Source organism: Streptococcus handemini (assembly GCF_040984445.1).
In the GTDB taxonomy this organism is placed as follows: domain Bacteria; phylum Bacillota; class Bacilli; order Lactobacillales; family Streptococcaceae; genus Streptococcus; species Streptococcus handemini.
The window spans coordinates 1-23,709 of sequence record NZ_JBFRYH010000016.1 but is presented as its reverse complement, the minus strand read 5'-3'; the positions used below and the strand labels follow the sequence as shown (position 1 = coordinate 23,709).

At 41.0% G+C, this 23,709-nt stretch carries 27 protein-coding genes and 1 riboswitch; of the genes, 6 read left to right on the top strand and 21 right to left on the bottom strand.

The window, feature by feature from the left end:
- Positions 1–3: 3 nt before the first annotated feature.
- The 5 genes from trxA to ABPH35_RS03860 all read right to left on the bottom strand — a co-directional run bounded on the left by trxA (position 4) and on the right by ABPH35_RS03860 (position 5,525).
- The gene (gene trxA / locus ABPH35_RS03880; RefSeq protein WP_349988342.1) at positions 4–315 is read right to left on the bottom strand and encodes a thioredoxin; all 312 of its coding nucleotides are present in this window, start codon (positions 313–315) and stop codon (positions 4–6) included.
- Between the two features lie 272 nt (positions 316–587).
- Positions 588–1,247, bottom strand: coding sequence for an ArsR/SmtB family transcription factor (locus tag ABPH35_RS03875; protein WP_349988341.1), 660 nt, complete (start codon positions 1,245–1,247; stop codon positions 588–590).
- Between the two features lie 143 nt (positions 1,248–1,390).
- Positions 1,391–3,760: a GAG-binding domain-containing protein gene (locus ABPH35_RS03870; RefSeq protein WP_349988340.1), complete on the bottom strand. Its 2,370-nt coding sequence runs from the start codon at positions 3,758–3,760 to the stop codon at positions 1,391–1,393.
- A 357-nt stretch (positions 3,761–4,117) separates the two neighbouring features.
- Complete coding sequence (locus tag ABPH35_RS03865) at positions 4,118–4,795, bottom strand: DUF4956 domain-containing protein (RefSeq protein ID WP_405054560.1); 678 nt, start codon at positions 4,793–4,795, stop codon at positions 4,118–4,120.
- Between the two features lie 16 nt (positions 4,796–4,811).
- The gene (locus ABPH35_RS03860; RefSeq protein WP_349988337.1) at positions 4,812–5,525 is read right to left on the bottom strand and encodes a polyphosphate polymerase domain-containing protein; all 714 of its coding nucleotides are present in this window, start codon (positions 5,523–5,525) and stop codon (positions 4,812–4,814) included.
- Between the two features lie 181 nt (positions 5,526–5,706).
- On the opposite strand from ABPH35_RS03860, the gene ABPH35_RS03855 reads away from it, so the two are divergent.
- On the top strand, positions 5,707–6,009 hold the full coding sequence (locus ABPH35_RS03855; RefSeq protein WP_349988336.1) for a hypothetical protein: 303 nt from the start codon (positions 5,707–5,709) through the stop codon (positions 6,007–6,009).
- A 70-nt stretch (positions 6,010–6,079) separates the two neighbouring features.
- On the opposite strand, the gene ABPH35_RS03850 is transcribed toward ABPH35_RS03855, so the two are convergent.
- The 4 genes from ABPH35_RS03850 to ABPH35_RS03835 are packed head-to-tail and all read right to left on the bottom strand — an operon-like array spanning position 6,080 to position 9,608.
- Positions 6,080–6,496: a hypothetical protein gene (locus tag ABPH35_RS03850; protein WP_349988334.1), complete on the bottom strand. Its 417-nt coding sequence runs from the start codon at positions 6,494–6,496 to the stop codon at positions 6,080–6,082.
- A gap of 30 nt (positions 6,497–6,526) precedes the next feature.
- Positions 6,527–7,771, bottom strand: a complete 1,245-nt coding sequence (locus ABPH35_RS03845) for an ABC transporter permease (RefSeq protein ID WP_349988332.1) — start codon at positions 7,769–7,771, stop codon at positions 6,527–6,529.
- The gene (locus tag ABPH35_RS03840; RefSeq protein ID WP_349988331.1) at positions 7,772–8,467 is read right to left on the bottom strand and encodes an ABC transporter ATP-binding protein; all 696 of its coding nucleotides are present in this window, start codon (positions 8,465–8,467) and stop codon (positions 7,772–7,774) included.
- Positions 8,433–9,608, bottom strand: a complete 1,176-nt coding sequence (locus ABPH35_RS03835) for an efflux RND transporter periplasmic adaptor subunit (protein ID WP_349988330.1) — start codon at positions 9,606–9,608, stop codon at positions 8,433–8,435. The genes ABPH35_RS03840 and ABPH35_RS03835 overlap by 35 nt, the downstream gene beginning before the upstream one ends.
- A gap of 234 nt (positions 9,609–9,842) precedes the next feature.
- On the opposite strand from ABPH35_RS03835, the gene gorA reads away from it, so the two are divergent.
- Together gorA and ABPH35_RS03825 are read left to right on the top strand one after the other, a co-directional pair.
- Positions 9,843–11,192, top strand: a complete 1,350-nt coding sequence (gene gorA, locus ABPH35_RS03830; RefSeq protein WP_349988329.1) for a glutathione-disulfide reductase — start codon at positions 9,843–9,845, stop codon at positions 11,190–11,192.
- Positions 11,193–11,326: 134 nt separating this feature from the next.
- Positions 11,327–11,866, top strand: a complete 540-nt coding sequence (locus ABPH35_RS03825) for a biotin transporter BioY (protein WP_349988328.1) — start codon at positions 11,327–11,329, stop codon at positions 11,864–11,866.
- Positions 11,867–11,978: 112 nt separating this feature from the next.
- Here the strand turns inward: ABPH35_RS03825 and ABPH35_RS03820 are convergent, their stop codons facing one another.
- Positions 11,979–12,191: a YdbC family protein gene (locus ABPH35_RS03820; RefSeq protein WP_067086059.1), complete on the bottom strand. Its 213-nt coding sequence runs from the start codon at positions 12,189–12,191 to the stop codon at positions 11,979–11,981.
- A 91-nt stretch (positions 12,192–12,282) separates the two neighbouring features.
- Here ABPH35_RS03820 and ABPH35_RS03815 point away from each other — a divergent pair, with 91 nt between their 5' ends.
- On the top strand, positions 12,283–12,594 hold the full coding sequence (locus tag ABPH35_RS03815) for a hypothetical protein (RefSeq protein ID WP_349988327.1): 312 nt from the start codon (positions 12,283–12,285) through the stop codon (positions 12,592–12,594).
- A 47-nt stretch (positions 12,595–12,641) separates the two neighbouring features.
- Here the strand turns inward: ABPH35_RS03815 and ABPH35_RS03810 are convergent, their stop codons facing one another.
- Together ABPH35_RS03810 and ABPH35_RS03805 are read right to left on the bottom strand one after the other, a co-directional pair.
- Positions 12,642–13,931, bottom strand: coding sequence for a peptidase U32 family protein (locus ABPH35_RS03810; RefSeq protein WP_349988326.1), 1,290 nt, complete (start codon positions 13,929–13,931; stop codon positions 12,642–12,644).
- A gap of 8 nt (positions 13,932–13,939) precedes the next feature.
- Entirely contained in the window at positions 13,940–14,869 is a 930-nt protein-coding gene (locus tag ABPH35_RS03805) for a peptidase U32 family protein (protein WP_349988325.1), read from the bottom strand.
- A 155-nt stretch (positions 14,870–15,024) separates the two neighbouring features.
- Between ABPH35_RS03805 and ABPH35_RS03800 the strand changes: the two genes are divergently transcribed.
- Positions 15,025–15,351, top strand: coding sequence for a DUF3270 domain-containing protein (locus ABPH35_RS03800; RefSeq protein WP_349988323.1), 327 nt, complete (start codon positions 15,025–15,027; stop codon positions 15,349–15,351).
- A gap of 58 nt (positions 15,352–15,409) precedes the next feature.
- Here the strand turns inward: ABPH35_RS03800 and ABPH35_RS03795 are convergent, their stop codons facing one another.
- The 9 genes from ABPH35_RS03795 to ABPH35_RS03755 form a co-directional block, all read right to left on the bottom strand.
- Positions 15,410–15,895, bottom strand: a complete 486-nt coding sequence (locus tag ABPH35_RS03795) for a YtxH domain-containing protein (protein ID WP_349988322.1) — start codon at positions 15,893–15,895, stop codon at positions 15,410–15,412.
- On the bottom strand, positions 15,888–16,292 hold the full coding sequence (locus tag ABPH35_RS03790; RefSeq protein WP_349988321.1) for a DUF948 domain-containing protein: 405 nt from the start codon (positions 16,290–16,292) through the stop codon (positions 15,888–15,890). Before ABPH35_RS03790 ends, ABPH35_RS03795 begins: the two co-directional genes overlap by 8 nt.
- Positions 16,293–16,307: 15 nt before the next feature.
- Positions 16,308–17,084 carry a prolipoprotein diacylglyceryl transferase gene (gene lgt / locus ABPH35_RS03785; protein ID WP_349988320.1) on the bottom strand — a complete coding sequence of 259 codons (777 nt, stop codon included), beginning with the start codon at positions 17,082–17,084 and terminating at the stop codon, positions 16,308–16,310.
- A gap of 3 nt (positions 17,085–17,087) precedes the next feature.
- Positions 17,088–18,014 (bottom strand): HPr(Ser) kinase/phosphatase, encoded by a 927-nt coding sequence (hprK, locus tag ABPH35_RS03780; RefSeq protein ID WP_349988319.1) that lies wholly within the window; start codon positions 18,012–18,014, stop codon positions 17,088–17,090.
- 145 nt (positions 18,015–18,159) lie between these two features.
- Positions 18,160–18,429: a PspC domain-containing protein gene (locus ABPH35_RS03775; RefSeq protein WP_349988318.1), complete on the bottom strand. Its 270-nt coding sequence runs from the start codon at positions 18,427–18,429 to the stop codon at positions 18,160–18,162.
- Positions 18,410–19,180, bottom strand: a complete 771-nt coding sequence (locus ABPH35_RS03770) for a hypothetical protein (RefSeq protein ID WP_349988317.1) — start codon at positions 19,178–19,180, stop codon at positions 18,410–18,412. Before ABPH35_RS03770 ends, ABPH35_RS03775 begins: the two co-directional genes overlap by 20 nt.
- A gap of 49 nt (positions 19,181–19,229) precedes the next feature.
- Complete coding sequence (locus ABPH35_RS03765) at positions 19,230–19,682, bottom strand: SprT family protein (protein ID WP_349988316.1); 453 nt, start codon at positions 19,680–19,682, stop codon at positions 19,230–19,232.
- A complete protein-coding gene (locus tag ABPH35_RS03760; protein WP_349988315.1) occupies positions 19,669–21,798 on the bottom strand; it encodes a Tex family protein in 2,130 nt (709 codons plus the stop codon). The genes ABPH35_RS03765 and ABPH35_RS03760 overlap by 14 nt, the downstream gene beginning before the upstream one ends.
- A gap of 179 nt (positions 21,799–21,977) precedes the next feature.
- Positions 21,978–22,493 (bottom strand): QueT transporter family protein, encoded by a 516-nt coding sequence (locus tag ABPH35_RS03755; protein ID WP_349988314.1) that lies wholly within the window; start codon positions 22,491–22,493, stop codon positions 21,978–21,980.
- Positions 22,491–22,605: riboswitch (PreQ1 riboswitch) on the bottom strand. Its footprint overlaps the gene before it by 3 nt.
- Positions 22,606–23,126: 521 nt before the next feature.
- Here ABPH35_RS03755 and ABPH35_RS03750 point away from each other — a divergent pair.
- Positions 23,127–23,573: a GtrA family protein gene (locus ABPH35_RS03750; protein ID WP_349988313.1), complete on the top strand. Its 447-nt coding sequence runs from the start codon at positions 23,127–23,129 to the stop codon at positions 23,571–23,573.
- Positions 23,574–23,709: the final 136 nt, after the last annotated feature.

Below are 23,709 nucleotides of genomic sequence, written 5' to 3'. Positions count from 1 at the left end.
CTCCTATAATTGACTTGAAATCTTCTCTGACAACACTTTTTTGGATTGGACACCAAGTGTAGCATCGACTGGTTGCCCATCTTTAAAAAGGACGATAGTCGGAATTGAGCGTACATTAAATAGTTGCGCTAATTCTGGTGATTGATCCACATCCACTTTGGTCACACTCGCTCTTCCTTCAAATTCTTGAGCCAATTCTTCAACGATGGGCTCCATCATTTGACAAGGAGGGCACCAAGTCGCACCAAAGTCTACCAAGGTGACACCTGATTCAATTTCTTTTGCAAAGGTTTCGGTTGTTAATTGTTTTGTCATGTTATTTTCTCCATTCTGTTTATTTATTTAGCGTCTCTTCTTCTCGTTTGCGTCAATCAACATCGTTTTTTCATTTCTCAAACCCTATTCAATATTTTAATTGAATAATCCTTTCAAAATAATAGATGACTGAATCACCGTTAAAGTCATTCAATCATTTTATTGAATAGTTACATTTTAACAGATGAAAAATAGAAAGCAAGTATTTTGCTCAAAACATGAATAGACAAAAAATCAGTTTGATGAATCTATCAAACTGACCATGTACTTTTTTAAAATTCTTCACTTTTGCCCCACTTCCAATCTGCGAAACTGCGATTAAGGCTGAAAGTAGGATAGCCTAAGGATTGTAAATCTTGTGCTGCTACATTTGCATAGCCACACTGGCGACCACGACAATAAACAATAATCTTTCGATCTTTTGGAAGCTGCGTTTTATTCTGATGAAACTCATCCATCGGCAGATTGACCGCATGAGGCAGATGACCTGCCTCAAACTCTTCAGTAGGTCGCAAATCTAGTAAAAGAACGTCTGTTTGCTTTGCCATCTCAATTGCTTCTTTTAAGCTAATCTGATCCACCCCAGATTCTTTGTCATAATCTGCTTCAAGAGTCCGCACTTCAGCTAGCTGCTCCTCACCGACATCAAACAAGAGTAGAATGAGTTGTGCTACCTTTGCCGAAGCAAGACTGTAGCGAATGAAATTCCCTTGGCGGCTGGTAACGACTAGATTGCTCTCTTTTAGGACTTGAAGATGACGTGAAGTATTTGCTACCGACAAACCTGTAGCAAGGGCAATTCCCTCTACTGGCTTTGGCCCTTGGGTCAGAAGATTTAAAATCTCAAGCCGTTTTTCACTCCCCAATCCTTTGGTCAAGCGAGATAATTCTCTATATAGACTATTTTTGTAGTCTGTCATTTTCGTATCCATCTGTATCACTCCTCAACTATTCAATGAAATAGTATACTATTTACTTCTCCCTGTCAACTATTTCCTCTTTCTGGACAATCTAGTCCGATAAAAATAAGAGACAGAAATCATGTTCTGCCTCTTAGATTTGGGTGAGAAAGTATTTATTTTTTGCGATTTCGAGCAAAGATTCCTGCTAATCCTGCTAAGGCTACTCCTAGCAGGGAGGTAAAACCAGTTGCTTCATTTGTTTTTGGTAAGGTAGCTTTCTCTGTTTTCTGTGTCTGTTTCAACTGTACCGGTTGTAGTTGCATCTTATCTGAAACTGCTGTTGATTTCATTGACTGTTGATTTACCTTCATTGATCGATCTGCTTGTACCTTTTTATCTACCGATTTCGCAGAATGGGTCAATCCACCTAGCGGCAATGTTGGCTTAGTGGCAGTAGCAGGTGCCCCCATAGCAAAATGACGGTTTGCTGAAGCTTTTGGCCATTTTGGTTTCTCCGCAACAGCTGGCTGACCTGTATGATGATGTCTCTCTGGTGCGTCTCCTTTTGGCTTAGTTGAGGTATTTGGCTTGACAGCTTTATCTCCTGGTTTCGCAGAATGGGTCAATCCACCTAACGGCAATGTTGGCTTAGTAGCAGTAGCGGGTTTTCCCGTAGCAAAATGATGACCTTCTGAAGCTTTTGGCCATTTTGGTTTCTCCGCAACAGCTGGCTGACCTGTATGATGATGTTGTTTCTCCGGTACGTCTCCTTTTGCTTTAGCTGAGGTATTTGGCTTGACAGCTTTATCTCCTGGTTTCGCAGAATGGGTCAATCCACCTAACGGCAATGTTGGCTTAGTGGCAGTAGCAGGTGCCCCCGTAGCAAAATGACGACCTTCTGAAGCTTTCGGTAATGTTGGTTTCTCCGCAACAGCTGGCTGACCTGTATGATGATGTTGTTTCTCCGATACGTCTCCTTTTGGTTTAGTTGAGGTACCTGGCTTCTGCTTTTCTACTTTTGGTACTGGAGCAGGTTCTTCTTCTTTTGGTTTGTCTGTCTGATCCTTCGATTGGACAGTTTTTAATGTAATTTTCGAATCAATTCCTTGGTTGTTCGTTAAATTATCATATAAGTCATTAAATTGTTTTTGTTTTGGATAGATATCTTGTTGAATAAAGTGCGACAATTGGGAAACTGTTCCATAGGGATTGAAAAACATATCCTTCATAATTGCCTTCAAGGCTTCGTTGTCTGGAAACTTCTGCCGCTTTTGTTCCAATTCACGAGCAATTTTTTCAATCTCAGCAAAGATAGCTAATTCCTTCACGTCTTGAATAATTTTATGCGTAAATGTAGCATCGGTCGCCCTCTCTTCCGTCAATTGCTCAAATTGATTTATGAAACCTGGCGCATTTTGCTCGATTTCAGCCCAGATTTTCATTTGCGCTTCCGAAAGATTCGCATCTGCCAATTGTGGTAGCGACTGCACCGCTTTTAACAAATCCTTTGCTTGCTGCAAGGCTGCTAGATGAGGAGCTTTAGCATCTTCTACATTTTGCTTCCGAGCTCGGCTGTAAATGCTGTCGAGTCCACTATCTGATTTCTCATCTTCAATTTGATTACGAATATCACTGCGGTGTTCGTCTGTCAAATAAGGAAGCTTGTCTACCTGTTCTTGAATACTCTTGCGCTTCTCAAAAATGGCAGTATTCCTCTTTGAAGTCTCATTCGCCTCTGCGAGGATACTCTCTATTTCGCTTGGATTAGTCGCTGTTTCTAAGCGATCGAGGTAGTTCGACCGTTCATCCACTTCCAGGTCTGCTTTTGTTTTAATCTCAGCATTAGCTTGTTTCTTTTTCTCTTCGACTTCTTTCAGTAACTGTTGATAATTTTCTGCAGCTGCTTTAATCTTATCTACTTCCTCTTTGGTCGGAGCAGCATTGACTTGATTGGAGAAGTTATTTTTTTGTGATTGGGGTAAATCTTGAATCTGAGCAATTTTTTCGAGCGCTTCTTTCTTGTGGGCTTCCAACTCTTTTTGGACTTTCTCGGCCTGCAATTCTGCTATATATTTATCCAATTGCTGTTTTCCAAAAGCCTGAATATCTGTAAGAGTTCTCCCTGGTTCATCTGCAAACACCTTAATCCGCTCAGCAATCTCAGGACTTACGAGAGGTGGTGTTAGACTTAAAATATAACCTATTCGAGCTTCCTCGTAATCCTTCTCCACTTCAGTCTTAAACTGTTCCAAGGTCTTTCCTGTTTCTTTCTTGAACTGAACTTCACCATTAACTTGGCTTAATTTTGCCGACTGTTCCTGATAGTAAATTTTCCTATTTTCTCTCACTGCAAGATTACTTAATTCCATCACTTTTTGATGGAGGGCAGCGAGTTCTGCTTGGAAGTTCGGATCTACTTGCTCCATCTCCGTTTCCATATTTGCAACTGGCTCAGTCCCCATTACCTCTTCTGCTTGAATTACTTGAGGTAGGGTGGAGAGGAGGGCAGCAGTTGCTGCGGCAGCGTACAATTGTTTTTTCATGGGTTGTGTACCTTTCTACTTTCTAACGATAGGTCAAGACAATCACCTATCCTTTTCAATCGATACACTCATTATATAGTAAAATGCCCTGATAAACAAATCGAGACATTTTTATCTAAGTATTTTAAATAACAAACATTCTTATTGATATAAGATAATTTATCCGTCTTTTTTTCAAAATGATAGAAAACCATACATTATTCATAGAGGTATTTTTCCAAAATCGAACCTTATAAAAAAATGCATAACTAAACATCTATACCATAGCTGAATAAACAGATAAAAAATAGAGAGACTTTACCTGGTCTACAAATAACAAGAAATCCCTCAGAAAAATTCCTGAGGGAATACTAGACATTATAAATATTTTTTCTTCGGCGCTTGCTTGTGGAGAGTGATAGCAAGAGGTTCTGCCACAAGGAGGCCATCCACTAACTGTTTATCACTGATATGGTGTTGAAGCACTACGTGGTATTCCAAGACCAAGACTTCCTTTTTCTCCTTATAACGGACAGACAGTAATTCTATCTGCTTGCAAGCCTTGCCAAATTGACGTTCAAAAAAATGCTGGTAATCAAATTCCTTTGGAACTGTAATGAGCAGATAGCGACTATGCTGGTTGACCTGAGCAAAGCGACTATGCTCCAGCAATACTATCATGCCCCCTAGAACTGCCGTCACAACAACTGCGAGACCAACATGTCCCATCCCCGTCGCAAGCCCAATCGCAGTCGCCATAAAAACAGCCAGCAATTCCTTTGAGCTACCAGCTGCCGAACGGAAACGAATCAGACTAAACGTTCCAGCTACAGCGACGCTCGTTCCAAGACTGCCATTGACCAAAAAGATAATCACTGCAATTAAACTTGGCAGCAGACTCAAGGTCATCACAAATTCTTTTGTATAGCGAGCCTTGTATTTATAGATTCCTGCTAGCGCTAACCCTAGCAACAAACTGGTGCCCAAACTGATTCCAAGCTGAACAAAACTAATATTGGCACTACTACTAGTGAAAATACTATTCAATAATTCTATCTGCACTCTTCTCTCCTTACTGATTCTGTTGGGCTAACCGATAGGCATTTCCATATTTTGAAAAAGATTGCTTCTCAATTTGGTATTTTTCAAGCAAAACAATGAGCCATGCAGGTTGTTCGTCTGGAACCTTGATTTCCATGATGACCTTATCAGGGTCAAGTAAGGCACTGCCATATTTTCCCAGCATTACATCAACTTGATGATCACGGTAGAGCAAGTTTTGATCTACTGTGAGACGCACCTTTTTATCTTCTTTTCCTTTGAAAGACACACGGTCATAAGAAATGTACATTTTCGGCTTCATCTGACCGTAACGTTTTCGCAATGTTGCTAATTCAGAAGTTACTTTTTCATCAGCAATCGTTGCATCTTGGATGTCATTTTCAATATAATTCATGACAGCAACAGGCGTAGAGGTGAGGCGATACTTGAATCCGACCTTGTTTTCCTTTTTCTTAATTTCTAAAAAAGCCTGGCTTTCTGCTGAGGGTTTGCGATCGTAAACACGCATTCTCACCTTCTCGCGGCCATATTTTTTGGCCAGTGCATCTTGAATCATTCCAAACTGGTCATTATCAAAATAGATTGTTGTAATGCTTGATTTGGCATAGTCATCTGCCACCATGTGCTCCCGCAATTCCCTTTCTAGCTGGGTAAACACGCTCTTCTCCACAATATACTTTGATTCCTGACGTCTAAACTGCTTTTGTACGATTTTTGTCTTCATGCTCTATCTCCTTTGTCATTGATGACAATAGTTTACCGAAGAAACATGAAATAAAGCTGAAATTTTCATTAAAGAAATCTTAAACAGAATGCTTGAATGCTTGGGTTCTACCCTCAAATATGGTATAGTCAAGTAAACAATTCACGCTATAGACAATACTAACAAGAACCGAGGATGAACTATGTACGAATTTTGCTTAGAATACGGCTGTTTCCCCATCAAAAAAATTGATGACTTTGCAGACATGCGCAAGGAAATTCCTGAATTTCTAAAGGATGATTCTGAGTTGATTGCCCAATTAGAGCATATCAACACCCTGTTTCACGAGCTCTTTCTCACCATTGAGTGCAAATTTGACTATATCGGCAAACAATTTCCAAACAAAATAGCGGTCATCCATACCCTTTACGACGAGATTGCAGCGCAGCTTCTTGCAAAATATGGAGAGGCCGAGCAAATTAAGATTGAATTATTTTTATTGTGAGTAGAAAAAATACAAGAAAATCAATTATTCAAAAAGAAGCCAGACTGTTGTAGTCCGACTTCTTTTTTCATCACCAATTTTCAGGATGGTGGAGCCAATCTAGTTCTTTTTCTGAAAGAGGGAGCTTGATATTCCCAATTAAAGGAAGATTTTTCAAGACAATATGATTATCATTTTCATAAATATACAAATCAACATCTTGCCCTGCCTTGGTGGTCAATACAAAATGGTACGCTATTTTAGCCTCGGCAGGCATCTCTTTAAGGATTTCTAAACCTTCTACATTTTCACCAGCTGATCCTACATATTCTCCAAACCTATTCAGGATTTCCTGATCCTTGGTTTCAAGTATTTTCTTGCCATCTGCATCATAGACACGAATTAATTCCGTATGACCCGTATCCATTTTTTCACCGATTCGTACCGAACAGGCTGATAAACCGAGGAAAGTAAGCAATAGCAAACCAAGATAGAACAACTTTTTCATGACACAACCTCCAAAAATGATGATGAGTGATTATTCATAACGAAGTGCTTCAATTGGATCGAGCTTAGAAGCCTTATTGGCTGGTAGAACACCAAAGATGACACCGACTGCGGCTGAGAAAGCTAGACTGCCAAGTACAACTGGAAGGGAAATCACAGCCGTTATCTCTGCTCCAAGCGCCTTGGTCAGATTGATGACAGTCACCGCTAATTGGGCAATTCCAAGACCAATCAAACCACCCAGACTGGTCAGAACCATCGCTTCAATCAAGAATTGCAAGAGGATATTGCCACGGGTCGCACCAAGGGCTTTTCGTAGGCCAATCTCACGTGTTCGCTCTGTTACAGATACCAGCATGATATTCATGACACCGATACCTCCGACCAGGAGCGAGATTCCCGCAACCGCACCGATAAAGGCAGTAATCCCCGAAAGCTGCGTATTGAAGGTCTCTAAGAATTGAGAAAAATCTTGAATATCGTATTGTGCCTCTCTGAGGTGAGTCGCTCGAGTCAAGTAGGCAGCTGCTGCGCGTCCCACTTCTGAAGAGCGAGCAACATCTTCGACATGAACGAAAACTTGGGCATTTTCAGAGGCCCCAGTCTCAGCTGCAACTTGAGTATTGGTCATCAAGGCAGCACCACCTACTCCAAAATTAGCAATACCACCACTGGTTTCTTCTTTATAGACACCAACAACTAAGTAGGCTTTATTGGCTAAGCTGACAGTCTGATTGAGAGCTGATTTTGCATTGCCAAACAATTTTTCGGCAACTTGTTCATCTAGCATAATGATACGGGCGAATTGCGTATAGTCATTTGCAGTAAACTTACGCCCTACTAGGAGAGAAATGTCCTTTACATCAAAGTAATTTCTGCTAACACCTGTAATAAAGACACTGTCCACTTTTTTGGCGCCAACACTAACTTCACCATTGTTACTGTTGGTGGTGTAATAATTGCTGACACCATCGACTTCGAGCAAACCTTTTAAAATCCCGTCTGTCAAAGTTGGCTCTGGTTCATCTGTTACTTGCGTTTCGGAAAAATAGGTTGATAAGCCGTCTTGTTGTGTTTCTGTCTTCGTATTTGAGAAATACAGTTGCACGTTATTGCGGTCACCAGCCAAGGCTTCTGACAAACTTCGTTTAAAGCCTTCTCCCAAGGCCACAATGACCACGACAGAAGCAATCCCAATGATAATCCCCAGCATGGTTAAGAGCGAGCGCATCTTATGAGCAAGGACAGATTTTAAGGCAAATTTGATATTTTCCATCTAGCTCTCCTCCTTGCGTCTATCTTCTGTAATCACACCGTCACGAAGGACGATGCAGCGTTTAGCATAGGCTGCGATTTCTGGTTCGTGGGTTACCATGATAATAGTCTTGCCTTCACGATTTAACTCGGTTAAGAGTTCCATAATCTGGTCACCTGTCTTGGTATCAAGAGCCCCTGTTGGTTCATCCGCCAAAATGATGGACGGACTATTGACCAAGGCACGTGCAATCGCAACCCGCTGCTTTTGACCACCTGATAACTCGGAGGGCAAATGTGTCATCCGATCTCCCAACTCCACTTTCTCTAAAAATTGCTGAGAGAGTGTTTTACGTTGACTAGCAGGAACTCCTGCATAGATCAGGGGTAATTCAACATTTTGAAGCGCGTTTAATTTAGAAAGGAGAAAAAATTGTTGGAAGACAAAGCCAATCTGTTTGTTTCGGACATGTGCCAATTTATTTTCCGAAATTTGGCTGACTTCCGTATCTTCCAAGATGTACTCACCAGCTGTTGGTCGGTCCAACAAACCGATGATATTCATCAGCGTCGATTTCCCAGAACCTGACGGCCCCATAATCGCAAGAAACTCACCTTCTTCTACTTCTAAATCAATATCTTTTAAAACGCGTAGTTCTTGATCCCCATTTTTATAGCTCTTATTAATGTTGGTCAGCTTGATCAATCGTTTCTTCATGCGCTTCTACCTCTTTTCCATCTTCTAAGCTATCGTTTGGATTGGAGATGACCTGATCGTCTACCTTAAGGCCTCCTGTTACTTCTTGGTACATCGCATCTGAATTACCAAGCGTAACTTCTACTTTTTTCGCTTTGCCATTTACAATTGTCCAAACAAAGTTTTTATCCCCCTCTGGTACAACGGCAGCAACTGGAATCAGAATATTTTTACTGTTGTTCACGACCTCAATGTTGACAGAAAAGCCTTGCTTCAATGAGCCAACTTCGCTCGTAATCACTGCTTTAAATGGGTATTTTGCGTTTGATGCTCCACCACCAGCTCCAGGAACCGCTGCGGTTTGACCACTTTCTGGATAGTTCGAAACGTACGAAATTTTTCCAGTCCAAACTTGATCAGGGTAAACTTTTGACGTAATTTTCACTTCTTGATCCGGCTTAATATTGGCCAAGTCATATTCTGACAACGTACCTGTCACTTGCAAACTTCCTTGATTGACAACGTGAACAACTGTCTGGCTTGTACTAGTATTAGAACGCGATACTGATTTATTGACTTCAACAACTGTTCCTGAAATCATACTTTTCACCGTGGCCTCTTCCAAGGCTGAGGCTGCTTTATTTACCCCAGATTGTGCATCAGCGTAGGCATCGTTTAAATCCTGCATCTGCATATCAACCGTCCGTTGCGCATTAGACAAGGCTTTCCCATCAATTGCATCATCACCAGTCAGATCGACACTTTGTCCATTTGTTTGAAGATCATTGATTTGACGGCCTGCCTTATTCAATGATCGCACGGCTGCATCATAGGCTGCTTGCTGTTCAACCGTATTATACTGTACAAGTGGTGTCCCAACTTCGACTTGATCCCCTTGAGATACCAAAACATCACTTAATTCACCCTTTGAGGCATCGTAATAGACGTACTGCTCATCTCCTGCTGCAACCGTTCCTGAAAGAAGAGTTGATGATGCAATTGATCCTTCTTTTACAGTCGTATACATCAAACTTTCTTCCACTGGTGTCGTCGATGAGCCAGTACTACCACCTCCAAACAGTAACGCGCCTCCGATAATCGCTACCGCTGCAACTCCTAAACCAGAAAATAAAATGATTTTACTTTTCTTTGTCTTAAACATATCGTCTCTCCTTTATTTTAGTAATCATTGTACTAAATATATAGTACACAAATACAACTGAAAATGCAAGCTCTTTCTGATATTATTTTACAAAAAAATCCAATTTTTTACTATCACTTCTTTCGAACAATTCACTTACACTTTTGTAAGATTGGTAGAGCATAGTCAATTTTTGCAGGAAGGGAAAAAAAGCGATACAATTAAGGGGATAGAATCATTAGAAAGGAAAACGATATGAAACGATTTGACATTATTGCTATTGGGGGCGGTTCTGGGGGAATCGCGACTATGAATCGAGCAGCAGAACATGGGGCTAAGGCAGCAGTTATTGAGGGAGACCTTATTGGAGGAACCTGTATCAATATTGGTTGTGTCCCGAAAAAAATTATGTGGTATGGCGCCCAAACTGCTGAAAGTTACCATCACTACGGGCCTGAATATGGTTTTTCTGCCGAAAATATCACCTTTGATTTTGCAACCCTAAAGAAAAACCGTGATGCCTATATTGAACGTTCTCGAAATTCCTATCAAGGAACCTTTGAACGCAACGGCGTTGAAGTGATTTCAGGCTACGCTCGCTTTGTAGACAAACACACTATTGAAGTCAATGGAGAGCGAATTTATGCTAACAAAATTGTCATTTCAACCGGTGCTAAGCCAATTCTACCAACCATTCCTGGTGGTGAATACGCTAGCGTCTCCGATGATGTTTTTGCCTGGGAGGAATTGCCTCAATCTGTTGCCGTTATTGGTGCTGGTTATATCGCCGTTGAAATGGCTGGTGTCCTACATTCACTAGGTGTACAAACTGATCTCTTTGTCCGTCGTGATCGACCTTTGCGCCGATTTGACACCTATATTACAGACGCTCTTGTGGCTGAAATGGAACGAACTGGCCTTGCGCTTCATTCCCATAAAATTCCGCAACGAATTGAAAAGAATGCAGATGCGACTCTCACTATTTACTTTGAAGACGGCAGCCACCATACCGCTGAAAAGATCCTCTGGGCAGTTGGTCGAGCAGCAAATATTGAAAATTTGAACCTAGAAGCTATTGGCGTCACTACCACCCCATCAGGACACATTGCTGTCAATGAATTTCAGGAGACAAGCGTCCCAAATATCTTTGCCTTGGGCGATGTGACAGGAGAAAAAGAGCTAACTCCCGTTGCTATTAAGGCTGGACGTACCTTATCAGAGCGATTGTTTAATAATAAAATCGGTGCAAAGATGGACTACCGCTTCATTCCAACGGTTGTATTCTCCCATCCTGCAATCGGAACGATTGGCTATACCCAAGAAGAAGCTGAAAAGGAATTTGGGGCAGATGCTATCAAGGTCTATACCTCTGCCTTTACATCCATGTATACCGCTCTTGAGCACAATCGCCAAGCCGCCAAATTCAAACTGGTTACAACAGGGCCAGAAGAGAGAATCATTGGACTCCACGGTATTGGCTACGGTGTCGATGAAATGATTCAAGGCTTTGCCGTAGCCATCAAAATGGGCGCTACCAAAGCCGACTTTGATGCGACGGTTGCTATTCACCCAACTGGGGCAGAAGAATTTGTTACAATGCGCTAATTTTTTAGAGAATAAAGTATTATGTCATTTAACTACTCATAAAGAGCATGTGACAGCCGATAGAAAAAGGATTGACTTTTCCCGTCAATCCTTTTATAATTTCGTTATCCTATTAAAATAAAAAGGATAACAATATGACTACTTCACATACAAGATCACTCATCTATTCTGCCATTGGGGCAGGACTCATTGCTGTCTTATCACAGATTGTCCTGCCAATCGGTCCTGTTCCCTTCACCCTACAAACACTTGCCGTAGGGCTGATTGCCAGTCTCTATTCCCCCAAAGAAGCCATCACTAGCCTTCTCCTCTATCTCTTGCTGGGAGCTATCGGCCTACCTGTCTTTGCAGGATTTTCAGGCGGAATAGCCAGTCTTTTCGGACCGACTGCTGGCTTCCTCTGGGGATTTTTGCTGTATACTGGTGTAACGGCTCTTGTCACCTCTGCCCAGTCTTCTAGAGGACACATCTTTCTTGCCAATCTCACAGGCGATACTCTGTGCTTCCTATCCGGTAGCCTTGTTTTTTCCTTTATCACTCATAGTAATCTTGAAAAAACACTTGCTCTGATCGTTCTGCCCTTTCTGATTCCTGATTTGTTCAAAATCCTCATTATAACAATGGTTCATCGACCTCTCAGTCGTATCTTATACTCGTCAAAAATGAAGGTCTGATATCGTTCACTCATCTTGAGGAACTTCCATCCTATCTATGCTGCAAATATTGGCTTTTATAGAGGATAAATAATATAAAATCAAGGGAAACAATGCAACCCTTGATCCTACACTAATTCCGAAAAGCATCAACTAAGACTTGAAATTCTTCGTTAGACAGTGTGATACCTTTGCCCATCTTGCTATGGTCTGGACTCCACGTACGGATGTCATACTTAGCAGGTGCGCCATTAAAACTCACACGGTTCACTTCCTTGGTCCAGCCCTTCTCATTCTCTGATAAAACGAGTAACTTTTCCTCAATTTCAAATGTAAATTCTGCCATTTTTACCTCCTCATCTACTCTATTCGCAAACGCTTGTCTTTTTCATCAATTTCCGATATGATAATTGTATCAATCTTTGGAGTATTTTACCATGAAAAAGTTTCTAGCCTTTCTCCTTTATCACCTCAATGTATTTTTGGGGAATCAACAACCTCAGCATGATCTTCAAGAAGAACCGGCACCCCATCTTGATATGATTCAGTTAGCCCTCTATAAAAAAGCTGCAATCCATGTCATTTATGCGGATAAAAGTTTCACAGGAGAAATTGTGAAATTTGATCCGGATAAAAATCGGATGATTGTTAAAAACTTCAAAAAAAATGTGACCAGTATCATTTCACTAGACGATATCCAACGAATTTCACTGGTTCCTGATAGTGTTCGGAGGTCACAGCAAGTATAATGAAACGCCTGATGTAGAAGATACATCAAGCGTTTTTTTCATCTCTATTATGCTCTAATCGTTACAGATTGTCCATCTTCCTGATACAGATTGATGAGCCCTGATTTGCAAGCACGTACCATATCCCCAGGATAAACTTCCTGCGGTAAACGAATCGTCAAGAGTTCCATTGGACGGTTGGCACGCTCAATTGGAAGACCGTCTGAATCGCGTAAGTCTGTAATAGTCGTTTCAAAATGGCGGAAACCTGGTCCATAAAACTCAACCTCATCTCCTTCGTTGATGACATTGCGCTGACGAATGGTTGCGGTCATCGTTTCCTTATCAAAGGCTACGACTTCTGCGATAAATTTATATTCAGGGATCTTACGGCGTGCACCAAATAATTGCTCGTTTTCTGTTGGAGGATTGTAGTAAAATCCTGTTGCTAGCTCCCGTTGAGCTACCTTCCACATCTCGTCAATCAAGTCTTGCTTAATAGCTTCAAACTTTTCTGGACTTTCCAAATAAGCATCAACCGCTGCCTTATAGCAGTTGGTGACCGTAGAAACATAGTGAACCGATTTCATGCGACCTTCAATTTTCAGACTGTCTACTCCATTTTCAATCATATCTGGAATATGGTCAATCATGCACATATCAACGGCTGACATGGAGAATTCTTCAGGCACCTCTCCCTTGATACTACGACGTTCTTCTCCAAATGGTAATTCATAGAGATTGTATTTCCAACGGCAAGATTGCGAACATCCACCACGGTTAGCATCCCGATTACTCATATGATTGGATAAGACGCAACGTCCTGAATAAGAAATACACATGGCACCGTGGACAAAAGCCTCAATCTCAACACTGGTACGCTTACGGATTTCAGCTAATTCTGCCATGGTTACTTCACGTGCTAAAACAACTCGTGTCAAGCCCAATTCTTTCCAAAATTCAAAGGTCTCATAGTTTGTCGAAGACGCCTGAGTTGACAGGTGAATCTCAAGACCCGGCGCTTCTGTTGCACAAATGACAATCAAGGCAGGATCTGACACAATCACGGCGTCAAGCCCCAAGTCTCGCAATTCACGAAACCAAGCTCCAGCTCCTACTTCATTTCCTTCGTGCGTTACCATATTTGCTGCTACATAAACCTTGGCGCCATGAGCATGGGCGTAGTCAATGCCTTCTTTCATTTCTTCCATGGAGAAATTTCCAGCACGGCTTCTCAAACCATAGGCCTGGCCACCAACGAAAACAGCATCTGCTCCATAATCAACAGCTACTTTCAATTTTTCCAAGGTTCCAGCAGGTGACAAGACCTCTGGACGTTTTAGCTTTCTCTGTGTCATATCGTTTCCTATTTTACCTTATCTCTATCGTATTCGTAAAAACCTGTATCCAATCCTCGTTCCTTTGGATGCAATTTTCTGACCTGTTCATCCAATAAGAAGGCCTTATCGTAGGTCAATTCTCCAGCCTCTGCCAAATCTCTCGCCTCAACAAACAGCTTGGCAATCTCGACAAAGTTTTGTCCAGGACAGTAAATTCCATCTAACTTCCAATGCAGATAATCATGCTCAACTAATTCTGCCAGCTTCGTCATCATGTCAATATCATTGTTGATGAAAATGTGCGTACCATGCTTATCTTCATAAATGGAATAATGACTATCTGGATCACTTGGTTCTGCCAAGAAAAGGCCCCTCTGACGTGACAAATCTGTTTCGTCTGCCTTTGTAAAATTGTAATAATTTTGCAAGAGGGTTCGCTTAGAATGATGAATAACAGAGGCACCATAGACCAAGATTTCTGCTGGAATTTCTAAGTTCTTGGCAATATCAAATAATTCTTCTGCTGGAATTTCCCTAGCAAGTACCGCACCAACTGCCCCATGATCTTTCCAAAAGTTAATCTGACGACTAGAAGTCACAAAAACAGATGTGTCGTAAATCAACTTAAAATGATAGCCGTCACGCTTATTGATGTAAAAGATACCCGTATCACCCACAACAAGATAGTCCACTTGAATTTCCTTCATCAATTCCATAAAGGGCTTGATTTGATCCATCATATCCTGGTGCATGAGGGCATTGGCTGCAATGGTTAATTCCTTACCAGCCTCGTGTGTCAAGCGAGCAATTTCTCGCAATTCATCATAAGTAAAAGAATGCGGAATCCGAAGTGCGTGGTCTTCTTCTCCTACATAAATGCGGTCTACTCCCGCTTCTAATAATTGCTTGACTTGTTCAATACTTTCAGCCGTTGCTGTAATAACAATTTTTCCCATAACGTTCATTATATCACAATCTTTTTGAATGTTCAGTAATTCTCGTGATTTTAATGTTCAGACTTTTCTCATTTTTTTGTAATGGAAATGTAACATTCCTGTTACAGAAAGCTAGTATTGTTATGATAACCTTAAAAGGCATAAAAGGAGACGATATGGCACTTAGAGACTATCGGCCTGATTATTACCACTATCATGAGACAATCCCGAAAGAGAAACCACAGGCCACCTACCAAACATATCAAGCAACTAATTCTGGTAAAGAACGTTTAAAAGAATTTCTCTTCTTTCTAAATATTGCTATTTTTAGTGTGATTACCGTGATTGCTGCTTATATCTATCTTTCAAATCATGTCCCTATTTTTTTAGCTTTTCTATTAGCTATTGCAACAGGACTAGTCGGATTGAAACTCGTTCAATTTCTTATTAAAAGGAAAGTATATCCATCAAAAAACAGGACTAAGATGAAAAAATCAGATTAGTCCTGTTTTTTAATTTAGGCTCTTTGCTTCAATCCACTACAGTTGACAAAGAGCTTTTTTACTCCTCTTCTAGGTTTGGTAAGTCAATCTCAATATCCTCAGTCGTGACTACATCCTCTTTTCGGACTGCTGAAGACTTTGGTAACACGGTTGCTTTTTCTTTAATAGACTCAACTAAGTCAGCTGTTGTCAGATTTTGTTCCGCAATTTTTTCCTTGATTTGTTCAAACTTTTCAAGAGATTGTGCTTTCACCAACTGCGCTTTTTCTTTACCAGATTGAACCAAGTCATCAACCGTTAGTTCACCAGATTCTAATTGGTCTTTAACCGTTTCGTATTTATCAATCGCTTGCTGACCCAAATCTTGGGCTTTTTGAATCAACTCTGCATTGATTTCGTCATGATTTTCTTGGTAATCCTTGGTAAAGTCAAGGACTTTTTTCTTAACTGCTTGACCTGTCTTTGTTGCAAGAAAGGCTGCTGCAGCTGCACCACCTGCCGCACCCAAAAGGATACTTGTGAAAATACTCGATTTTTTAACCATTTTTTGCTCCTCTCTTTCCTAAAATAGAAGATAATTTGCTAACGGCTGCTAAGGCACCTCCAGCCTTCACCGTGTGTTGACCTGCTGTACGTGCCTTGACTGTCAAATCACGGGCAGAAGTATTGAGGTCTGATACTGACTCTGATAAATCAGCAACTGCGACAAATAGTGGATCCAAAGTGGCGACTTTCCCATTCACATCCTCAACTAGTACATTCGTCTTCGCCAATAATTCATTGGTCTGGTAAAGGGTTACATTGACATCACTCGTTAAAATATTCAAACTTTTTTGCGCCTCATCGACCACATTGGATACTTTTTTTAACAAGAGGATAACATATACTGCAACAGCTGCAAGGGCTACTGCGATAATAAAAACAGATACTTCAATCAGCATAAAATTCTCCTTTTCTTAAATCTGATAATAGGGAATGTCTTTTCGACGACGATAGAAAAATAAGGTTAGTGCTAACAGCACAAATAAGGCAGAAAGCAACTGTGAAACACGTAAACCAAGGAACATCAAACTGTCCGTTCTCATCCCCTCAATAACACAACGACCGATACCGTACCACACTAGGTAAAATAGGGTAATTTCACCCTGTTTGAGGAGATTTTTTCGTCTACGTAGCAGACAAATCAGAACAAAACCAAATAAATTCCAAAGCGATTCGTATAAGAAGGTTGGCGTCCGGTAGCTTCCGTCAATATACATTTGCTGACGAATAAAGGCTGGCAGATAATCAAGATTTCCAACACTTGCTCCATAGGCCTCTTGGTTGAAAAAATTTCCCCACCGACCAATGGCTTGTGCAATCATGACAGACGGTGCAACCACATCAAGAAAATCCCAAATTTCAATGAAGCGATGGCGTGTAAAGAAGATTAGAACTAGAAATCCTGTCAACAGACCACCATAAATGGCAATACCGCCTTCCCAAATGGCAAAAATAGAAAGAAGATTGTTCTTATATAAATCCCAGGAGAAAACTACGTAATAAATTCTCGCACCAAGAATCGCAAGTGGGAAAGCTATTAAAATAAAATCTAAAATGTCATCCGGCAGAATTTTTTTGCGAGGGGCTTCCTTAGATGCAAGGAAGACCGCAAGAATTAGACCAGTAATGATACATATGGCATACCAACGAATTTCGAGCGGACCAAATTTTACTGCAACTGGATCAATCATAGACTACTCCTTATTGCTTTCAATGAGGCTACCAAGTCGTTTTTCAAATTCCTTAGTCGCATCAAAGCCCATTTGTTTGGAACGATAGTTCATCGCTGCCGCTTCAATCACAACAGAGATATTACGTCCTGTCTTAACTGGAATCCGAATCTGAGGAATCGTAATTCCTGCAATTTCAATGGAATCGCCGCTATTTCCCAAGCGATCAAAGACCTTACCTGTTTCATAATTTTCAAGGTAAATAGCAAGTTGAACCTCTGATGATTCCTTAACAGCACTGGCACCGTACAAGCTCATAATATCAATAATGCCAACACCTCTGATTTCCAGTAAGTGCCGCAAAATCTCAGCTGGTTCCCCCCAGAGAGTCACATCATCCTTGGCATATACATCTACTCGGTCATCTGCGACAATACGATGCCCACGCTTGACCAACTCAAGACCAGTCTCGCTCTTACCAATTCCAGAATCCCCTTGAATCAGAACGCCCATGCCATAGATATCCATGAGAACACCATGAACGCTGGTCCGTTTTGCAAGACGTGAATCTAAGTAGGAAGATAATTCCCCTGCTAAGCGGCTCGTAGCAGTTTGACTTTGGAAGATTGCAATCCCTTTTTCCTCCGCTGCTTGAAACATCTCCTCTGGAATCTCCAAGCCACGTGCTACAATCACCACCGGAGTTTCAGGCTGAAACATTCTCCGCAAGACTTGAAAACGGTTATGAGAAGTCATGGCCATCAAATAGGACCATTCTTTCATTCCCATAAGCTGAATACGCTCTGGCGCATAATAGTCAAAATAGCCTGTCATCTCAAGGCCTGGACGGGTAATATCAGATGTGGTAATCTCTTTTTCCAGTAGAGTTTCCGTACTATATGCGCTACTCACACGCACATTGTCTATCAAATCTTTGACAAAAACTGCCATATCATACCTCTCTTTTCTTTACAGACTATTATACCATAAGATAGGAGGAGAATACAAAAAAGGGAGTGGGACAGAAGTCGAGATTTCTAAGAAATCGACTTTCCTCACTCCTTTATTTATCGGTTCTAGCTACGGACTATGCTCTTTACCACTTATCTTTGTGAATTTTTTCAGCTTCCTTTATCTTTCGAGGACCTGTGCCATATCGTTCAGCATAGACATCTTCTTTGAAAGGAAGTAAGACAGCTGCTAGGATATAGGCTGCAATGGCTAGCAAGCCCAAGCGTCCAAATAAACAGATAAAGAAAAAGACAATCCGAGTAATGGTAAGGTCAACACGAAAGCGATCCGCTATACCTGCTAAAACACCTGTTATCAATTTATTCGTTCGTTGTTTATAAAATCCGAATAGCATGTTGCACTCCTTTTACACTAATTGGGCTGTTGACTGTCTTGATATGAAGATATAGGAGATAATCCCCTTTCTTCTCACAAAAATAGGGGCTTGGCTTCTTTTTTCGATTGACGACTAATTGGCCTGTTGAACTCTCCACCTTCCCATGTAAACCTTGCTGTTTTGGCACTTGCAGATAAACTGGTGCTTGGACGAGTTGGAGAAAGAGGTGCTGAGACATGAGATTCATTGCAGTAATACGAATATCCTGTTGTTTTTTATCCGTAGAACTATGAATGGAAATATCTTCAAAAGGAAGATAGTCTAGTCTCGCATCTGCTCTTCCCAAGTCTAAATTCAAAATGGACATCCACTGCTCTGGCAGAGATACTGTCAAGTGGCAAGGAAGATTAGAAGCAAAATGCAAGCCTTGGTTTTCAACATAAATCTGAGGTAAAAAGGCTTGGTCAGTTTGTTGAGGGTAAACAAGGTAAATCTGAACCTGATTTGACTTGTTTTTGACAAAAGAAACCTTTCCTTCTGACATACTGATAAAAAGAGATTCGATGTCTGCAAAGGCATACTCTTGCTTCAATTTAGATGAGGAAAAAATTTTCAAACGCGGGAGTGTAAAACTTAACCGTGGTTTTTCTTCCTCTACGAGAAAGTCTAGTTCTTCATCAAATTCTAAAAAGCAGGCACGCGCTTCTTCCTTGGTCAAAATCCCCTTCTCATATAATTCAATCAATCGTTTTTGCGGTTCTTGTGCCATTTTCTCACCTCGATTCTCTTATATTATACCACAGACTAAGCAAAAGAAATCAGCCCAAGGACTGATTTCTTTTACTCTCTAATTTTAGACGACCACGACATTTACTGCAACAATATTTGGTCGTATCAATACGCCGCTTTCGAGGGTAGATCTGACCACATTTCTGACAAGAATAAAGATAGAAGATTGTATCAAACGAAGCGAGCGGCGGCGCATATCGCACGCCATCCACCGCCTGCAACAATTCCTTGAAATCCCTATCCCTATGTCGATAGCCTTTTTTCTCGAAATACAGATGATAATGGCAGAGTTCATGGCGGACAATCTTGCGAAAAATCTTAGAATCTGCTTCATAATAGCGGGGATTGAAATCCAAATGCCCATCTCTTGGAAAAAAGCGACCTCCTGTTGTTTTCAAACGGCGATTCCAATGGGCTTCATGGCGAAATTCTTTTCCAAAATCCTCACGTGACACCTGCTGAACATACTCAGTGAGATTCATGAGGTGGCACCAAGCTGAGATTGACTTTTTCACGAACCGTGTCCAATTTGTAGACCCAAACCGTTACCAAATCTCCAACCGAAACAACTTGACTCGGATGTTTAATAAAGTTTTTGCTCATATTTGAAATGTGAATCAGGCCATCTTCATGAATACCAATGTCAATAAAGGCGCCAAAGTCAACTACATTACGAACCACACCTTCTAACTTCTGTCCGATTTCTAAGTCTTTAAAGTCCAGAACATCTTGGCGCAATACAGGTGCTGCAAAATCATCGCGTAAATCTCGGCCTGGTTTGAGTAAGTCTGCTAGAATATCCTTTAAGGTTTCCCTACCCAGACCCAATTCTTCTGCCATTTCTCCTAGCTGCACCGCTTTTAATTTCTCCTGCGCGGCTTCATCTAATTGCTCAATCTCTAGCAAATCAAAGAGCTTTTGAACCGCTGGATAGGATTCTGGATGCACTCCTGTATTATCCAAGAAATTACTCGCCTCAGGAATTCGTAAGAAACCTGCCGCCTGCTCAAAGGCCTTTTCTCCCAAACGTGGAACCTTCTTGAGCTCTGTTCGAGAGGTCAACGCTCCATGTTCTTCCCTATATTTAACAATATTTTCAGAAATCGTCTTATTGAGACCGGCTACGTGAGCTAGGAGGGCAGGACTTGCAGTATTGATATTGACACCGACTTGGTTAACCACCGTATCTACAATAAAATCAAGGCTCTCAGATAATTTTTTCTGGTTGACATCGTGCTGGTATTGGCCCACACCAATTGATTTGGGATCGATTTTAACCAACTCTGCAAGTGGATCTTGCAAGCGACGGGCAATCGAGATAGCTGAGCGTTTTTCAACCGTCAAATCAGGAAATTCATGCCGTGCCAATTCAGAAGCAGAATAAACCGAAGCCCCGCTTTCATTGACAATCACATAGCGGACATCTGGAAAATCTTGGAGCACTTTTGCCACAAAACTCTCAGATTCACGACTAGCAGTTCCATTTCCAATGGCAATGATTTCAATACCATATTGGCTAATCAGGCCTGCGAGTTCTTCTTTTGCTTGTGCAATCTGTGCTTGCGAAGCTGGCTTCACAGGATGAATGACCTGTGTTGTCAAGAGTTTTCCAGTCTGATCCACCACTGCTAACTTGGCACCTGTACGAAAGGCTGGGTCAAAGCCCAATACCATTTTGCCTTTTAATGGTGGCATCAATAGAAGATTGCGAAGGTTCTCTGAGAAGAGGACAATCGCTCCTTCTTCAGCAGTTTCAGTCAATTCCGTCCGAATGCGGCGCTCCATAGCTGGTAAGATTTTCTTTTTAACTGCTTGGCTAATTGCTTCTGTAATGTAGCTATTTTTCTCAGGAAAACGAACTTCAAAGAAGCGCAGAATTTTCTCAAGATTATGCTCAAAGGAAATCTTCAAAGCACCCAATTTTTCACCACGATTGAGGGCTAAGGTACGGTAACCTTGCATATTCGCAACTGTTTCAGAAAACTCGTAATACATCTGAAAGACTTGCTTTTCATCCGCTTCTTGATCTTTTAATTGCGATTGTAAAATAGAATGATGCAAGACTTCGTGATAGGTCCAAGCTCGTAATTTCACATCTTCTGAAATAGCCTCCACTAAAATATCCACCGCACCAGCTAGACAGGCCGTTACTGTTTCAAATCCTTCGCAGATAAAAGTTTCTGCTTGTGTTTCCAAGTCAGCAACATTTTGCAAAATAAGGCGTGCCAGTGGAAAGAGACCTGCTTCTCGTGCAATGGTTGCCTTGGTTCTGCGTTTTTCCTTGTATGGCAGATAGAGCTCTTCGACATCCGCTAATTTGTCTGCTTCTTCAATGGCCTGACGTAATGCATCTGTCAATTTACCTTGCTCTTTAATCTTAGCCAAAACAGTGGCTTTTCGTTCCGCTAGAGCTGTTAAGGATTTATCCAAATCGATAATCGACTTAATCACAACCTCATCCAAATTCCCTGTCATTTCCTTACGATAACGAGCGATAAAGGGAATGGTATTGCCCTCTGTTGTCAAAGTTAAAACTGTTTCAATTTGCTTTATGTTGACACCCAAATCCTGGGCGATTTTCAAATATTTTTCTTCCATAAGATGTATTATATCATGGATTTCGGAAAGAAAAAAGAGCGTGGGACAGAAGTCATAAGAGAAAATGATACTTTTGTATTCTAGCCTTCAACTACTCCTACAAGGGGAATTCATTTGCTTCTGCGATGAAAAAAGAGGCTGAGCTATTGCCCAACCTCTGTGTCCTTCCTTGTCTGACCTTATCGTGTAAAATCAATTCTCTGAGCTAGACGGTCAATGACCAGAGAACCCACAATAAGGGAAGCAAATTCTCCCACCGCAGTTGTAAACCATGTTGCTAAGAAAGGTGTGCTTGCTAGAAAATACAATTCAAGAGCAATGGTAAACATGGATAAAGAAAAGAAAATTGAAAAGTAGAAGAAAGCCTTATTGATAATACCATTAAAAAGATAGTCTTTTTGGTATTTTTTAAAGAAATAAACTCCCAGAGCTACAAAGATAAGGGTCGATCCTCCGCCGACAAAAACATCAATCACTCCGAAACCAATAAAATTAGAAATCATACAGCCAATCGTAACAGCAATGAGGTATTTACGATTATAAAAGGCTAGAAAATTTAGCATTTCCGACAAACGGAACTGATAGGCCCCGTAGGAAATCGCATTGAGGGGAGGCGTTACTGTTAACACCACGTAAATCGCCGCAACCAAGGCAATGTGTGCCATGTCACGGACTGTCCATTTTGTTTGATTCATATAACTCTCCTTTGGCGGCTAAACCGCGTGTAATATGCTTGGCTAAAGGAAGGAAGTGCCAAGGGTTGTGTAAGATGTGAAGCCGTGGAAAAACCGAATAAAAAATAGGGGATTGGCCGACGAATCCGTGATTCGAGGACAAGACATCTTTTTTCCGAGGTTTTAGGCTGAACTCAGTTCAGTAAGATGAGAGAGCGTTGAAAAGTCTCAGCAAAATTAGGACGGTGAGTGCTGGTTCGATGAACCTAACGAAAACGGATTCCTAAAGGGAGCCAAATCTGTAGGCAGCTAAAGCCGCAACACCATTGTCTCTATTTTTTGCAAGACTTTTAGCACGAACTCGATTCACAAGATGTGAGGTCCTTAGAACCTGTATTCACAGCTCAGTAACTCTATTCAGGGCTTATTTTTCGCTATTCATCGTCACTTTTTTCCGAAACACAGTCAGTATTCCTTCAAAAAAACACCTCGATTATCGTAAAATAAACTTCCAATTAGAATGACTTCGATTATGAATACAGGTTCTTAAAAAACGAATGTACTCAGGAGCATCCCTTGTTTCGATCAAGGTCTTCTCATTTTCACAACGTTTCTAGTATAGCATAATCAAGGATAATATGGTAGACTTAGAGTATGAAAAAATATATAAAAGCATTTTTTGAAAATGAAATTCTAGCCTATTTGTTTTTTGGAGTAGCTACTACTCTTGTCTATATTCTTACGAGGACTAGTCTTTTCTTTCTAATTCCTCAAACTCTCCTTGTTGTCTTTATTGCCAACTGTGTCGCCATTTTATTTGCCTTTATTACAAATGACCAAATTGTCTTTCGGCAAAAATGGAACGGCTGGCCAGCACGGCTCGTCAAATTTATCTCTGCACGCCTTACGACCTTATTGCTGGACATGGTCTTGGCCTACCTTCTAGTAGATGCCTTTCCACATTTAATTGGTCAATTCGTTCACCAAGAATCTGCACGTATCAATGCTATTGCCACTCTTATCTCACAGGTTCTCGTCATTGTTCTAAATTATATCTTGAGTAAGGTATTTGTCTTTCAGAATACGAAAAAAAGCTCCTAAGTTAGGAGTTTTAGACTGAAGACAAACTAGTCGAGAGCCTGGTTTGTCTTTTTGTTTTCTGTGTTATTTTTGAAAAAAATAGTCTAGAAGAGTGGTTTAGGGCAAAATAAAAAGGCCTTCCCGCCATCATTTTGAC